At 30.4% G+C, this 13305-nt stretch carries 16 protein-coding genes; 9 read left to right on the top strand and 7 right to left on the bottom strand.

The annotated features are described in order from the left end of the window. Positions 1-9 precede the first annotated feature (9 nt). The 3 genes from ATE84_RS13585 to tssO are packed head-to-tail and all read left to right on the top strand — an operon-like array spanning position 10 to position 2696. Complete coding sequence (locus ATE84_RS13585; RefSeq protein WP_101448471.1) at positions 10-1002, top strand: PKD domain-containing protein; 993 nt, start codon at positions 10-12, stop codon at positions 1000-1002. A gap of 4 nt (positions 1003-1006) precedes the next feature. Continuing rightward, the gene (locus ATE84_RS13580) at positions 1007-2167 is read left to right on the top strand and encodes a hypothetical protein (protein WP_101448470.1); all 1161 of its coding nucleotides are present in this window, start codon (positions 1007-1009) and stop codon (positions 2165-2167) included. 25 nt (positions 2168-2192) lie between these two features. Next, positions 2193-2696: a type VI secretion system TssO gene (tssO, locus tag ATE84_RS13575; RefSeq protein ID WP_101448469.1), complete on the top strand. Its 504-nt coding sequence runs from the start codon at positions 2193-2195 to the stop codon at positions 2694-2696. A gap of 73 nt (positions 2697-2769) precedes the next feature. Here tssO and ATE84_RS13570 read toward each other — a convergent pair whose 3' ends face one another. From ATE84_RS13570 to ATE84_RS13550, 6 genes are all read right to left on the bottom strand, one after another. Then, positions 2770-4572, bottom strand: a complete 1803-nt coding sequence (locus tag ATE84_RS13570) for a M61 family metallopeptidase (protein WP_101448468.1) — start codon at positions 4570-4572, stop codon at positions 2770-2772. 243 nt (positions 4573-4815) lie between these two features. Continuing rightward, on the bottom strand, positions 4816-4962 hold the full coding sequence (locus ATE84_RS26205; protein WP_158237255.1) for a hypothetical protein: 147 nt from the start codon (positions 4960-4962) through the stop codon (positions 4816-4818). A 191-nt stretch (positions 4963-5153) separates the two neighbouring features. After that, positions 5154-5576: a hypothetical protein gene (locus ATE84_RS13565; protein WP_101448467.1), complete on the bottom strand. Its 423-nt coding sequence runs from the start codon at positions 5574-5576 to the stop codon at positions 5154-5156. 35 nt (positions 5577-5611) lie between these two features. Beyond that, positions 5612-6058, bottom strand: coding sequence for a hypothetical protein (locus tag ATE84_RS13560; protein ID WP_101448466.1), 447 nt, complete (start codon positions 6056-6058; stop codon positions 5612-5614). A 24-nt stretch (positions 6059-6082) separates the two neighbouring features. After that, on the bottom strand, positions 6083-6763 hold the full coding sequence (locus tag ATE84_RS13555; RefSeq protein WP_101448465.1) for a response regulator transcription factor: 681 nt from the start codon (positions 6761-6763) through the stop codon (positions 6083-6085). Between the two features lie 3 nt (positions 6764-6766). After that, positions 6767-8161 carry a sensor histidine kinase KdpD gene (locus ATE84_RS13550; protein WP_101448464.1) on the bottom strand — a complete coding sequence of 465 codons (1395 nt, stop codon included), beginning with the start codon at positions 8159-8161 and terminating at the stop codon, positions 6767-6769. A gap of 305 nt (positions 8162-8466) precedes the next feature. Here ATE84_RS13550 and ATE84_RS13545 point away from each other — a divergent pair, with 305 nt between their 5' ends. The 6 genes from ATE84_RS13545 to ATE84_RS13520 all read left to right on the top strand — a co-directional run bounded on the left by ATE84_RS13545 (position 8467) and on the right by ATE84_RS13520 (position 12760). Then, positions 8467-9357, top strand: a complete 891-nt coding sequence (locus tag ATE84_RS13545; RefSeq protein WP_233195805.1) for a geranylgeranylglycerol-phosphate geranylgeranyltransferase — start codon at positions 8467-8469, stop codon at positions 9355-9357. A 4-nt stretch (positions 9358-9361) separates the two neighbouring features. After that, positions 9362-9949 (top strand): Maf-like protein, encoded by a 588-nt coding sequence (locus ATE84_RS13540; protein ID WP_101448462.1) that lies wholly within the window; start codon positions 9362-9364, stop codon positions 9947-9949. A 34-nt stretch (positions 9950-9983) separates the two neighbouring features. After that, positions 9984-10934 (top strand): septum formation inhibitor Maf, encoded by a 951-nt coding sequence (locus ATE84_RS13535; RefSeq protein WP_101448461.1) that lies wholly within the window; start codon positions 9984-9986, stop codon positions 10932-10934. 36 nt (positions 10935-10970) lie between these two features. Further along, positions 10971-11258: a 4a-hydroxytetrahydrobiopterin dehydratase gene (locus tag ATE84_RS13530; RefSeq protein ID WP_101448460.1), complete on the top strand. Its 288-nt coding sequence runs from the start codon at positions 10971-10973 to the stop codon at positions 11256-11258. A 170-nt stretch (positions 11259-11428) separates the two neighbouring features. Next, a complete protein-coding gene (locus tag ATE84_RS13525) occupies positions 11429-12154 on the top strand; it encodes a YebC/PmpR family DNA-binding transcriptional regulator (RefSeq protein WP_101448459.1) in 726 nt (241 codons plus the stop codon). A 105-nt stretch (positions 12155-12259) separates the two neighbouring features. Further along, a complete protein-coding gene (locus tag ATE84_RS13520) occupies positions 12260-12760 on the top strand; it encodes a hypothetical protein (RefSeq protein ID WP_233195804.1) in 501 nt (166 codons plus the stop codon). Here ATE84_RS13520 and ATE84_RS13515 read toward each other — a convergent pair. Further along, positions 12757-13275, bottom strand: coding sequence for a 1-acyl-sn-glycerol-3-phosphate acyltransferase (locus ATE84_RS13515; protein WP_369828522.1), 519 nt, complete (start codon positions 13273-13275; stop codon positions 12757-12759). The two genes, ATE84_RS13520 and ATE84_RS13515, sit on opposite strands and share 4 nt — an antisense overlap. Positions 13276-13305: the final 30 nt, after the last annotated feature.

Below are 13305 nucleotides of genomic sequence, written 5' to 3'. Positions count from 1 at the left end.
TACACAAAAATGAAACCATCAAATACACAAAGAAATACTTATATGGATCGAAGTATTGTTTTGTTTTTCGTCATTACATTTTTTGTTACCGCCGCTGTTTTTGCATTTAAATATGTTAACTATATTCCCTGTGAAATTATAGATTTTGATATCAATGCCAAAAACTATAGGGTTGGGGAGATTATTAGGTTTAAAGATAAAACCAAAGGTGCATTCAAAAGAGAATGGGATTTTGGAGATAGCTCTAAAACACGCTCTGGTTTATCTCCTTTTCATACTTTTGAAAATCCTGGACAATACAATATTAAGTTAAAAATTAATGGTCAATGTGAAGGAATAAAAACAATTATCATAAAAGAGAAAGTTTTTATTCTAGATTCAACTAAACTGGCAAATTTTAAAGCCCCAGCTTCAATAAAAGTTGGTGAAGTATTACGACTTAAAGATAACACCAAGGATGCCCATAAATGGGAATGGAGGTTTGGAGAAACAGCAAGAGTAAATTCTATCAAAAAAAACCCACAATATATTTATGAGTCTCCTGGTTTAAAAACTATTACACTAATTGTAAATGATGATAATAGGTATGCTACAAGAAAAAAAATAAAAGTTTTACCTAGCAATAAAAAAGTTAATGCTCCTAAAAAGCGAATTAGAAGGCCTAAAGAATCTTCCTCAACAATTAAATATGCACCAAAGGATGCTATAAAAAATGAACCAAAGACAGAATTTAGAGCTCCTGATATTAAGGATAGTAATTTTGCATCAAAAATAATGGCTGTTTCTAATAAAAAAGCAAGTGCAAAAGATTTCAGCAAGTACTTATGTGATAATTTGCAATTACAAATGACAGCAAGAGGAAAAAGAACAACGTTTATTGAATTTTGTGAAAAAATAAAAGGTAAACGAATCAAAATAAAAGAGCTTGAAATATTTAGAAATAAGAAAAATAATTGCATAGAATATATTACAATACAATATTCTAAAACTGGTTTATTTTAAAAAAATGAAAAAAGAAGATAATAATTACTATAGGGTTAACTGGGTTGATGGAATGAAAATCAATAAAAATCGTTTTATTGATATGGAAAATGCCCTTTTCCAATTTTCTAAGGTAATTAGTGCACGAGGATTAAACACTAATAATTATGGTTTGTTACCAGATTTAGGATCAGAAGAAGCTGTAAAGATGATTTTTTCTATGGACGGTCAGGAAACTATCAAAATACAACTTGTTAAGTGCAGAGCAATTACATCTGGTGGACATCTTATATATATTACTCCAGAAATATCATCATTTCTTGAAAACGAGGGGAGCCTTATTACTACAAATTTCCCTATTGGTGGTGTTGAAGAGGAATGTTATGTAGTTTTAAGTGTTAATCCATATGTAAGGATACCAATAGGCGACTCTGATCCTGAAGAAGAACCTCCTCGCCACCCTTATGTATTACCAGAATACAAACTTAGTATTGTAGAAAAAAGCGAAGTTAATGCTGAGGAATTTGGCGATTATCATATCACTATAGGTAAAATAATGTTTGAAGAAGGATCCACTCCTTATCTTGCAGAAGATTTTATACCGCCTTGCACATCTATTCTTAGCCATCAAGATCTTTTATACACCTATTCTGAGATTGGTACTTTTTTTAATGCAATAGAAAAGTACTCAATGAATATAATACAAAAAATCTATCAGAAAAAACAATCCAATGATCTTGCAAAAATGGTATTAACGCTTTGTCAAAACACTCTTCAATATTTAGGAGGTGTATTACCAGAGTACCGTATTAATGACAAACAAGCACCTCCAATATCGATGATCTGTAAGCTTATTTCTATGGCAAGAGTCATTAAAAATAATCTGGATATCTATGCAGGCACAGGAAAAGAAGAGCTATTGAATTATTTATCAGATTGGTGCGACCTCAACCAAGGAGCTTTTGAAAATACTTTGATAGAAATGATTGAGTTACAATATATACATACAGATATCAATACATCATTAAATCATGTTTCAAACTATACAAAATTAATGTTATCTCTTTTCAAAAAATTAAACGAATTAGATTACATAGGTAAAAAAACAGATTCAAACATCTTTGTAAAAGAAGAAGTTCTTGCCAAACAAGATGTTAAAAACAGAAGAAGTTTTCTACTTGATTAAAAATAACAACTTATAAAAACATAAAATGAAACCAAAAAACAGTAAAGAAAGAAGAAATAGTATATTAAAATTTTCGTTGTTATTTATTTTTACCGTAACTCTAATTGTACTTGCTTTCTTTTTTGATTTTGATAGAGTTCCCTTAAAAGAAAATTCTGTACTAAGAGAACAATCCAAGTCTATAAAAACAGAAATACAGTTTCAAGAGAAATTTTCTAGTGAGATGTTTGCAATACGATCACTATTGGATTCTTTAGACACTCCAGGACAAAATATACAGTACATTAATGCACTTATAAACTCTAAAATTGTGGATTTGCAAAAATCTATTCCTGAAGAGGATTCAACATACAGATACAATATGTATAATAGTATTGTGAAGTCTTTTGTAGACTTACAAGGACTAAAAACAAAACTAAAAGAGTTTGAAGATGTGGATGCTCAATTAGACGAATACGAGGAAGAATTAGAACGGGTAAATCAAGAACTTGAGAAAGCAAACCGATATCTGGATGCGTTAAGACGATAACTAAAAAAAGCTTCAGAATAGCACGATTACTATTCTGAAGCTTTTTTTATATCTTATAAAAAAATACTAGCTACTACTCACCACCAAGCCAATCTTTACGTCTTTGTAATGCTTTTTCGTTAGGTTTAGAATATTCTGTAAGTATTACTTTAGGGTCTTCTCCTATTTTCACATAAGTAGATCGATCTTTTCCGTTTCTTTTAAATTTTAGAATTACTTTTTTACTGGATTTATTTTTGTTAACCACTTCATGATATTGTTCTAAATCAGAAAAAGATTTATTACCTATAGAAATGATAATATCTTCTTTCTCCAAACCTGCTTCATACGCTGGTGTACCTTGTTTGGTATATTCTGATATTCTAGCCAAACCATTTTTTGTGAATTCGATTTCTGCTCCTATATAAGGATCTTTTTCAGATTTAAGATAAATTGCAACAGAGCCCAATAATTTTTTAAAGTCTGGTACTTCACTACCATTAATATATTTAGAGAAAAATTTATCTGCAAATGATGTTCCTGCATACTCTCTTAGAGTAATAAATAGATTATCTGTTGTATAAGGAATTTCAGTTTTACCGTACTTTGTCCAAAATAGCTTCATAAAATCATCCAGGTTAAGATCATTTTTCTCATCTCTTAAGGCTAAATCCATTGCCAGTCCTAACATATTACCATAAGAATAGTAAGAAACATAGGTGTTTCCTCTATGAACAGGATCTACAGTAGTAGCAGCATCTACAAAAGGAGCCTTACGACTCATTTCTCTAGGGTTATAGTATTTCAGCGCTGGTGAATTCCAAACTTCATTATAAGTTTTGGTTAAACGTGTTATATATTCTTCCTGACTAATAATACCTGATCGACATAAGGATAAATTTGTATAATAACTTGTGACTCCTTCTGCAAACCACAATTCATCACAAAGATTGGCTTTATCAAAATCAAAAGGCTCTAAAGCCAAAGGACGTATACGCTCTACATTCCATGCATGAAAAAACTCATGAGCAAATGTGCTAATATTATCCTTCATGCCTCCATTTGCAATACTTTTAGGATTTGTTATAACAGTAGAATTTCGATGTTCCATCCCATCTCTGGACACCTGCGGCATAAAACAAGCTAAAAATGTATATTCGTTATTTTCAAAACTAGGATAATCACCAAATACTTTCTTTTCTTCTTCTACAATCTTTTTTACTTGATCAAAAAAAACATTAGCCTCTTGATCGGTACCATTATGCTGTAAAGCCATTTTAATAAGATACTCTTTATCCCCAGAACCAACTTTATATTCTTTAACAACATGATTGCTTAACAAAGCTGGACTGTCCATAAAAAAATGTAAGTTAGGTGCAAGAAAACTATTACTTCCCTGAGGAGTTAATTGAGTGGCTATTTTCCAGCCGAGATCTTCTCTAGTTACATATAAAACCTCAATAGGTCTCTCTTTTAAACTAGAAACATACATGAAAGTAGCTGGATTATTAATTAAAGCATGAGTTTCATCAATTTGAGAATATGTACCATCACCTCTATCTGCAAACAAAGTATAATACACATGTATAGTCCCATCATGTCCCGTAACATCCCATTGATGTAAATTAGGCCTGGTAACCGTTACATTTTTACCTTTGCTATCAGTAATTTTTACATTGTAAACATTTTTAGCAAATTCATGTAACGCGTATCTCCCTGGTGATGTTCTGCTCATCTTCAAAGAAACAGTACCACTCTGTAAACTTGTAAAGGTTGCAGTTACATTTGCTTCATGATGTTCTGCATTATCGAATGAAATCGAGTATTTGTTTCTTATTTGTGTAAACCCGGATTGTATTGTTAAAAACAAGAGGATGATTAGTGAAAAATATCTCATTTGTATATATTTATATTTGGTAAATTAAGTTGTAATATTTTTTTTGGTCATAATAAAAAGTTATGAAACGTTCAAAAATACAATTATCTGGTAACTATACAAACATAGATTTCATGAATAACCGTTGTCAACCATATCTATAGTAACATCAGCTATATTTTATTCCATCAATCCAATATCACTCGATATCCTCTTGGTATTTTTTATTCTATTGCCAAAATATTTAAGCTTTATAAGACGTATTTATATAAAATTCACAGTATCAATTATGAGAATAAACTCAACTAATACATCTGAATCATTACAATTATAAGTGACTTCACTTACTTTTTCTTTCAATGCTTCATTAGCATTTATTGTAAAAAGATCATCTTTTATATAGTATAACATAGGCCAAAAACTAACTACTTATCAAAATCTTTCTAATATTTTTTTTGCCACACTACTTTTGGATCTATCAGGTAATTAATTCTTTCTCAGGTCAAATCAGAATCATTATTTTTATAACTAAACAGTCCTCATAATGCAATTGTAAATATTATATAAAATTCCTCATAATTAAAACATTACAAAAGATCTAGCTATTCTTTTACGATATCTTTAAGGTCACTAAACATATCTATAAAATCTTCGACTAAGTCGGCAGATACAAATTTTTTATCCATAAAAACGTTTAGTTTTCCTTTTTTCAATTTTACAACATACCCTGTTTCTCCCTTGTTATTATATTTCCAGGTAGCTGTTGTTCCATTTTTGGTCATTTCAGGAGTTAAATGATCTCTTAAAAATTGTTTTAATTTTCCTGTTTTGGATGACGGAAAGCTAGCTTTTAAGGTATACATATCTTCTGTATTAGAGATAGAAATATTAACTTTATAATTACCTTCTCCCGGTTCATCACTAGAATAACTAATAGACACTTTAGAGTTTGAAGTTGAAGTTGTTTGGGCATTACTCATAGAAAGAGCAAACACAAGGCTTAATGTGCAAATAATTGTTTTCATAATTTTTGTTTTTTGATTAATGAATGATGATTGATTTAATTTTCGTTTTTTGATGTAATTGATTTTAATTCTTTGCCTATTCTTTCAAATTTCTTAATCAGTTTATTCGAGGCTAGTTCTTTATCTAAATTGATTCTTAATTTATTTCCCCTAAGTCTTACTTCATACAATTCTTCATTTTCAATTTCTTTTTTCCATAAATAAGCTTCATCTTCGATGGTCATATTTTCTTTTCCAAATTGATCAATCAGATAAGATTTTACATCGTTTTCCTTATACTTCATAAATCTTATTTTGATCCTAAAACTCTCTCCCATATCAATAATAGCAAAGGATCTAGAATAATTCTTCTCTTCTGAATCATCACTAATACTTATCGTTACCGTTGATGATGACTTAGAAGAACTTGTGGAGCTTGTTTGGGCATTCATGGTTAGTAATCCTATAATAAGGTTTACCAAAATGGTGATTAATGTTTTCATACTATTCGTTTTTTGATTGATGATTTAAGCTATACTAAATGTGAGACCAACCCCACGTACACTTTCTATATTTATATTATTATCTTTTTTAAAATATTTTCTTAATCGACTTATGAATACATCCATACTTCTACCAGAGAAAAAATCATCATTACCCCAAACATCCTTAAGCACATCTTCTCTTTTGATCATTCTATTTCTGTGTTCCCATAAATATTGGATTAGCAATGTTTCTTTTTCGGTTAATCGTTGTGATTCTTCATTCAATTTTAATTGATGATTAACTATATCGAACTCATAATTTCCGATTTTTACAATATCATTTTCTGTAGATTCAACTTTTCGTGTTCGTTTTAAAATATTTTGAAGTTTAAGTACTAGGATATCTGCTTCAAATGGTTTCACGATGTAGTCATCTGCGCCTAGTTTCAATCCTCTGATTTTATCTTCTTTCATTTTCTTAGCAGTGAGAAATATGAATGGAATTTCGGGATCAATATCTACTACCTTTTCTGCTAATGTAAACCCATCCATTTTTGGCATCATTACATCAAAAACACATATATCAAATTTTCCATCAGAAAATATTGATAGTGCTTCTTTTCCATCCTTGGCCCAGGTTACCCTATAACTATGTATTTCGAGGTATTGTTTTAATATACTTCCAAAATCAAAATCATCTTCTGCGAGTAGTATATGTTTCATATATTAAATTGTTGGTATCGTTATTTTAAAAATTGTTCCTTCATTAGGTTTACTTTCAATATCTATTTCACCTTGATGTGCTCTAATGATTTGATTAGTATAAAACAATCCTAAACCTAATCCTTTTACATCATGTACATTTCCTGTTGTTATTCTATAGAATTTTTCAAAAATCTTATGGTATTCTTTTTCAGAAATCCCGATCCCATTATCTCGTATCGAAATTGTGTATGCTTCTTTCCTAAGTTCTGTTCGTATTTTAATATTGACTTTTTCTTTACCGTATTTTACAGCATTTTCCATTACATTAAATAGTGCTGTAGTAAATAGAAATTTATCAATATTAAGATGTACATCTCTAAATTCTATCTTAGCACTCACTTCGACTTCTTTATTTTTAACCGATAACTTAAAATCTTCTATTACTTCTTTAAAATATTTATTATCCAGAATTTTTTCTTTCTTCAAAACAATTTCTTCTGATCCTAAAGTGTTATTCATCACCTGATCAATTAGTTTTTGTAGCCGGTTATTTTGTCGATCTAATATATCTAATGCACTAGAGAATATTTCTGGTGAATTTTGAGTTTCTTTATTTCTTAAACTTTTAGATGCAATACTTAACGTTGCTAGTGGAGTTTTAAGCTCATGTGTAATATTATTTATAAAATCATCACGTACATCGGCTATTTTCTTTTGTCGAATCACTGTTTTAATCGAGTAAAAAAGTAAGGCAACTACAAATAGTAATAATATAACAGAGAATAAAAACAGGCTTGCCATTTGACCAAAAACTATTCTCTTCCATCCAATAATACTGACAGCATCTACTGTTCGAATTTCGAGATTAAGCTGGGTTTTTATAATTTCACCACGACTATCATCCTCTATATCTTGTTCTGTAAACCACCTCCCTTTACTTATTACATTACCTTCTTTATCAGGAAAATTTTCTCCGAACAAAAAGTAATCACTTTCTTCTTTTGCATTAAAAACAGTATCTAAAATGTTATTATCATGGATAATAACATTCTTTATTGTTTTCTTATATTTTAACTCATAGCCCAAATTGGCCTTACTAATTTCTTTTTTATAATATTCATTAAATATATTATTTAACGAATCAGTAAAAGGTTTGAAACGTTCTATCGTTTCATTTTTAAGAAGATTATTCTTTCTATATTCTACTAGGTTTTTGGTTAATTGATTATACCAAAGCTCTGCTATTGAATCCATTTCTCTAGTATTATCTATTCTAGAGACGGCCTTCTTGGTTTCTTTTATAAATACATCTTTTTTAAGTTGATATGTGTTATAAATCAAATACCCCTGAATCCCAGATAATGCCAATAAGGTCAATATAGATGTAATAATGAGTATGTTTATCTTTTTCTTCATTATGATGATATATAACTTTTCATTTTTTTTAATACCTAATGCATTAAAAAACTGCTACGCTAACAAAAAATGTAATATTCTTTATTTTAAAACCTATTCGTTTTTTGATTGATGATGATATCAAAAGTATCGTAAACATCTTTTGATTCAATAAAATCAGCTTCCATTAACCGTCTATTAACGTTAACACACCTAATCACCACTGTAAAAACAAGGCATTTAAGTATCTATGTTAATAGGTCAAAAATTAGTATTAATTATTACATTTGCTGACTAATTAACCAATCACTTCTATGCTATCCTATTTGAAGCTTATAAAATTTGATAACTTACTTATAATTGCTTTTGCTCAATTATGTATTAAATATGGTCTATTCGAACCCTTTAATATTGCTATTACTTTAAATGGTTTAGGTATTGCCATCCTAATGGTTGCTACATTTTGTATTGCTGCTGCGGGGAATATAATTATCGAAATCTATAATCGAGAAGATACTGGTGTAAAAGGTTTATTGTATGGTTCTATAACCGAAAAGTCGGCCAATCGATTGTTCATTATTTTTAATATCATAGGAGTTCTTATTGGGTTTTATCTGGCCAACCTTATTGATAGACCTGGTTTTGCTGCATTATTTATCGTAATTTCTGGAGTATTTTATATCTATGCGTCTTATTTAAAAGAAATCTTAGTTCTTAAAAATTTTATTCCTGCAATGCTTGCTGCATTAAGTTTGATAGTTGTAGGGATTTTTGACCTTCTTCCTGCGATCACTGAAAAAAACAGAGCATCACAGACCGTTATCTTTTCTATTATCTTAGATTACTCAATATTTGCATTTATGATTGTGTTATTAAGAGAACTCGTGAAAGATTGTTTATATATAGATAGAGATCATAATATCGGGATCAGAACCATCCCAATAGTTTTAGGTAAAAATCGAACAACAAAATTAATTGGGATATTAACATTGCTCCCAATTTTTTCTATTGTTTATTATATATACACTTATCTTTTTTCAAATAGCAATGCTGTTATTTTTGTATTGATGCTTATTGTTGCTCCACTACTCTATTTTATGATTAAAAGCTTTAGTGCAGAATCAGATAGGCAACTTACCAGATTATCATTGCTTTTAAAGATCATTTTATTTGTAGCATCTATCTCGCTATTATTTTATCAATTTGTTTTAGTATAGTATTATGTTAAAAGATACATTAAAAAGTAAAAATATAATTCTTGCATCTGGCTCTCCTAGAAGGCAAAAGTTTTTTAAGGATTTGGACCTAAATTTCACAATACAATTAAAAGAAGTTGAAGAAATATACCCAAATCACCTTAAAGCCGAAGAAATTTCGGATTATCTGGCTAAGCTTAAAGCAAATGCATTTACAGATTTGCATCCAAAAGATATTTTAATCACTAGTGATACTATTGTTTGGCATAATAATAAAGCTTTGGGTAAACCAAAAAATCTGGAAGATGCCTCAAAAATGATTAATTCCCTATCTGGAGATACTCATGAGGTTATTACTTCGGTGTGTTTTAAAACAATCAATCAGACTATTGTAGTACATCAAACCACCAAAGTAACTTTTAAAGAGCTATCTGCAGAAGAAATTGAATATTATGTACAGACCTATAAGCCTCTGGATAAAGCAGGAGCCTATGGTATACAAGAATGGATTGGTTTTATTGGAATATCAAATATAGAAGGGAGTCATTTTAATGTCATGGGACTTCCCACGCACCTTGTTTATGAAACGTTAACAGTACTTGCTAAATCCTAGGTTTATTGTAATTTGCTATATAAATAAATTTATCATGAAAAAGTTAATATCACTGTTCGCATTATTAAGCGTATTAGTCTTTATTGCCTGTAGCAATATTAAAGCAGATAAAGCATCTAACCTTCCTATAATTAAAGAAGTAACCAAAGAAAAGGCATCTCCTGCAAAAACTCTTTCTGAAGATTTTAAAAAGTACTGGTATGCTGGTAAAGCAGAAATATCATCATATCAACTAGAACAAGCACGATATGGCGAAATGAGAAAAGGGACAGCAGTACTAATTTATGTTACTGAGGATTTTTTACCTAAAAAACAGGTGAAAGCAGATCGTCAAAATACAAGTAACATACCTGTTTTAAAACTTAATGCTACCAAAAAATTTAATACGGGAATTTACCCATATTCGGTTATGCAGAGTACATTTTATCCGGTGGCAGATAATCAACATGCCATTAAAATATCTAATTCGATGCAAGAATGGTGTGGTCACGTATACGCGCAATTAAATAACAAAAAACAATTCGAGATTACCTCCCATTCTTACTTTGAAAGTGAAGCAGATCAGGATTTTAAATTAGACAAAGCTATTTTAGAAAATGAACTTTGGACTAAAATCAGAATCAATCCAGAAGCATTGCCACAAGGAGATTTACAAATTATCCCTTCTTTTGAGTATTGTAGATTAAGACATAAAGATATTAAAGCATACTCGGCTAAGGCATCTATACAAAAAGAAACTAATACGAATACATACACTATAGAATATCCCGAACTTGATAGAAGTATCAGTATTACTTTTAATGCCTCTTTTCCGTATGAAATTGAGCATTGGACAGAAACCTATAAAAGTGGGTTTGGACCCAATGCAAAGAAGCTTACTACAAAAGCAACTAAAATCAAAAGTATTAAATCTGCATATTGGGGTAAAAACAGTAATAAAGATGAAGTCTTACGTGACGAATTAGGACTTACGAATCAAAAATAAACATCAATTAATTCACAACTAACTAATACAATACTAATGGTAAAATTATCAGAATCTGACATAAAAGAAAAACTAAACGATATAGATGGTTGGGAATACCATGATAATGCTCTTCATACCACTTTTGAATTTAACGATTTTAAAGATGCATTCTCTGTAATGACTCGTATTGCTTTTGAAGCAGAAGCACAACAACATCATCCCGACTGGTCAAATGTTTATAATAAGTTACACATTAGTCTTTCTACCCATGACGCTGGTGGTATTACAGAAAATGATTTTAAACTAGCAAAAACTATAGATAATATTATCGAAGGAGAATAAGGGTTAAACTTATTTATAATCAAAAAATAAATATCAAATTCTAAGGTCAAAACTTCTTGTTTTACTTTTTGAATTTTGGTACTTTAGGCGTATCAAAATTGATCATACACAAACATTTGTCAAACACTTGGTTTCTACTTATGTTTGTATTTAGATTTTAAAATTAGCATATGGGAAGAGCTTTTGAATTTAGAAAAGCACGTAAGATGAAACGCTGGTCAGCAATGGCAAAAGCGTTTACTCGAATTGGTAAAGATATTGTAATGGCTGTAAAAGAAGGTGGTCCTGACCCAGCTTCTAACTCTCGTCTAAGAGCAGTGATCCAGAATGCCAAATCTGTGAACATGCCAAAAGATAATATCGAAAGAGCAATTAAAAAGGCATCTGATAAAGATCAAGGTGACTATAAAGAAGTTCTTTTTGAAGGATATGCTCCTCACGGAATTGCTATTCTGGTAGAAACAGCTACAGATAACAACAATAGAACGGTTGCTAATATACGATCCTATTTTAACAAGTGTGAGGGTAATCTGGGAACATCAGGTTCTGTAGAATTTATGTTTGACCACACCTGTAATTTTAGAATTAATAGTGAAGGGCTAGATCCGGAAGAACTCGAACTCGAATTTATTGATTTTGGAGCAGAAGAAGTTTTTAAGGATGATGATGGAATCTTAATTTACGCTCCTTTTGGAAGTTTTGGAACAATACAAAAAGAATTAGAAAGTCGCGAAATCGAAATTCTATCCTCTGGATTTGAACGTATACCGCAGGTAACCAAAAAAATAACTCCAGAGCAAGCTGCAGACGTAGAAAAGTTACTGGAAAAAATAGAAGAAGATGATGACGTTCAGAACGTCTATCATACTATGGAAGAATCTTCTTCTGAAGAATAAAGATATTTCTCAGTTATCATAACAAAAAAAGAGCTCAGCTGTTACGCTAAGCTCTTTTTTTGTTATGTTTAGTGTAATACCGCGACTATAGATAAAATATAAGCTATGAAAAGATTAGCCGTACTTCTTCTATTTTTATTTGTGAGCACATTACAAGCTCAACATATGGATAATGACAAACTAGAGTTAATTATCAAACAAAATGCAGATACTCTAAATGGTATTCCCGGTAACTGGAAATTTATATACAAAGAGACTCCAATGCTTTGTGTTACTGATGAAACCAATAATCGAATGAGAATTATTTCTCCTATTACAGCATCAGATAATCTTGATAAAGATGTATTACTTGATGCAATGACTGCTAATTTTCACTCTGCTCTTGATGTAAAATATGCGATCACCAATAAAATTTTATGGTCAGTTTATATTCATCCTTTAAAAGAACTTACCGAGGAGCAGGTAAACAGTGCTATATCACAAGTATATTATGCAGCAAAGACTTTTGGTTCTACTTTTTCTAGTACAGAGCTTATTTTTGGTACAGGAAACGCAAAGGGAAAATCTAAAGAAGTTATTCCAGAAGAAAAAACTCGTGAGTTTTAAGTTCCATCAAAACTATTTTCAGGAACTTTACCCTTAACTCCTACAAAGAAACTATACATATACTCAAAATCTTTTTTAATATCCTCTGTGGGATAAAAAGGATCAGAAACCACACATTGTTTTTTTCCAAAATCAAAAGCTACCATAATAACAGGAACATTTGCTGCTTTGGCGATATGGTAAAATCCTGTTTTCCACTCTTTAACTTTTTTCCTTGTTCCTTCTGGAGCAATGGTCAAACGCAATTCATCCCTTTTTTTAAATATCTCTGCAATAGCTTCAACCTTATTCTGACCAGGAGTTCTATCCAAAGAAATTCCTCCTACTCTTCTTAGATACCAGCCCAGTGGCCATCTAAAAAGTTCTTTTTTACCTAAAAAGCTTATCTTAATTCCAGCTAATTGACGTATTAAAAGGCCTATATAGAAATCGTGCCAACTTGTATGAGGCACAACAACAACAACACACTTTTTTATAGTATCAGCACTGAAATCACCGATAAACTTCCAACCCATAATTTTATAATATATGAAGGAAGAAAAGTA

The organism is Aquimarina sp. MAR_2010_214, assembly GCF_002846555.1.
Classification (GTDB): domain Bacteria; phylum Bacteroidota; class Bacteroidia; order Flavobacteriales; family Flavobacteriaceae; genus Aquimarina.
Note: the sequence above shows the minus strand (reverse complement) of the source record. Positions and strands in the feature narration are given on the sequence as shown.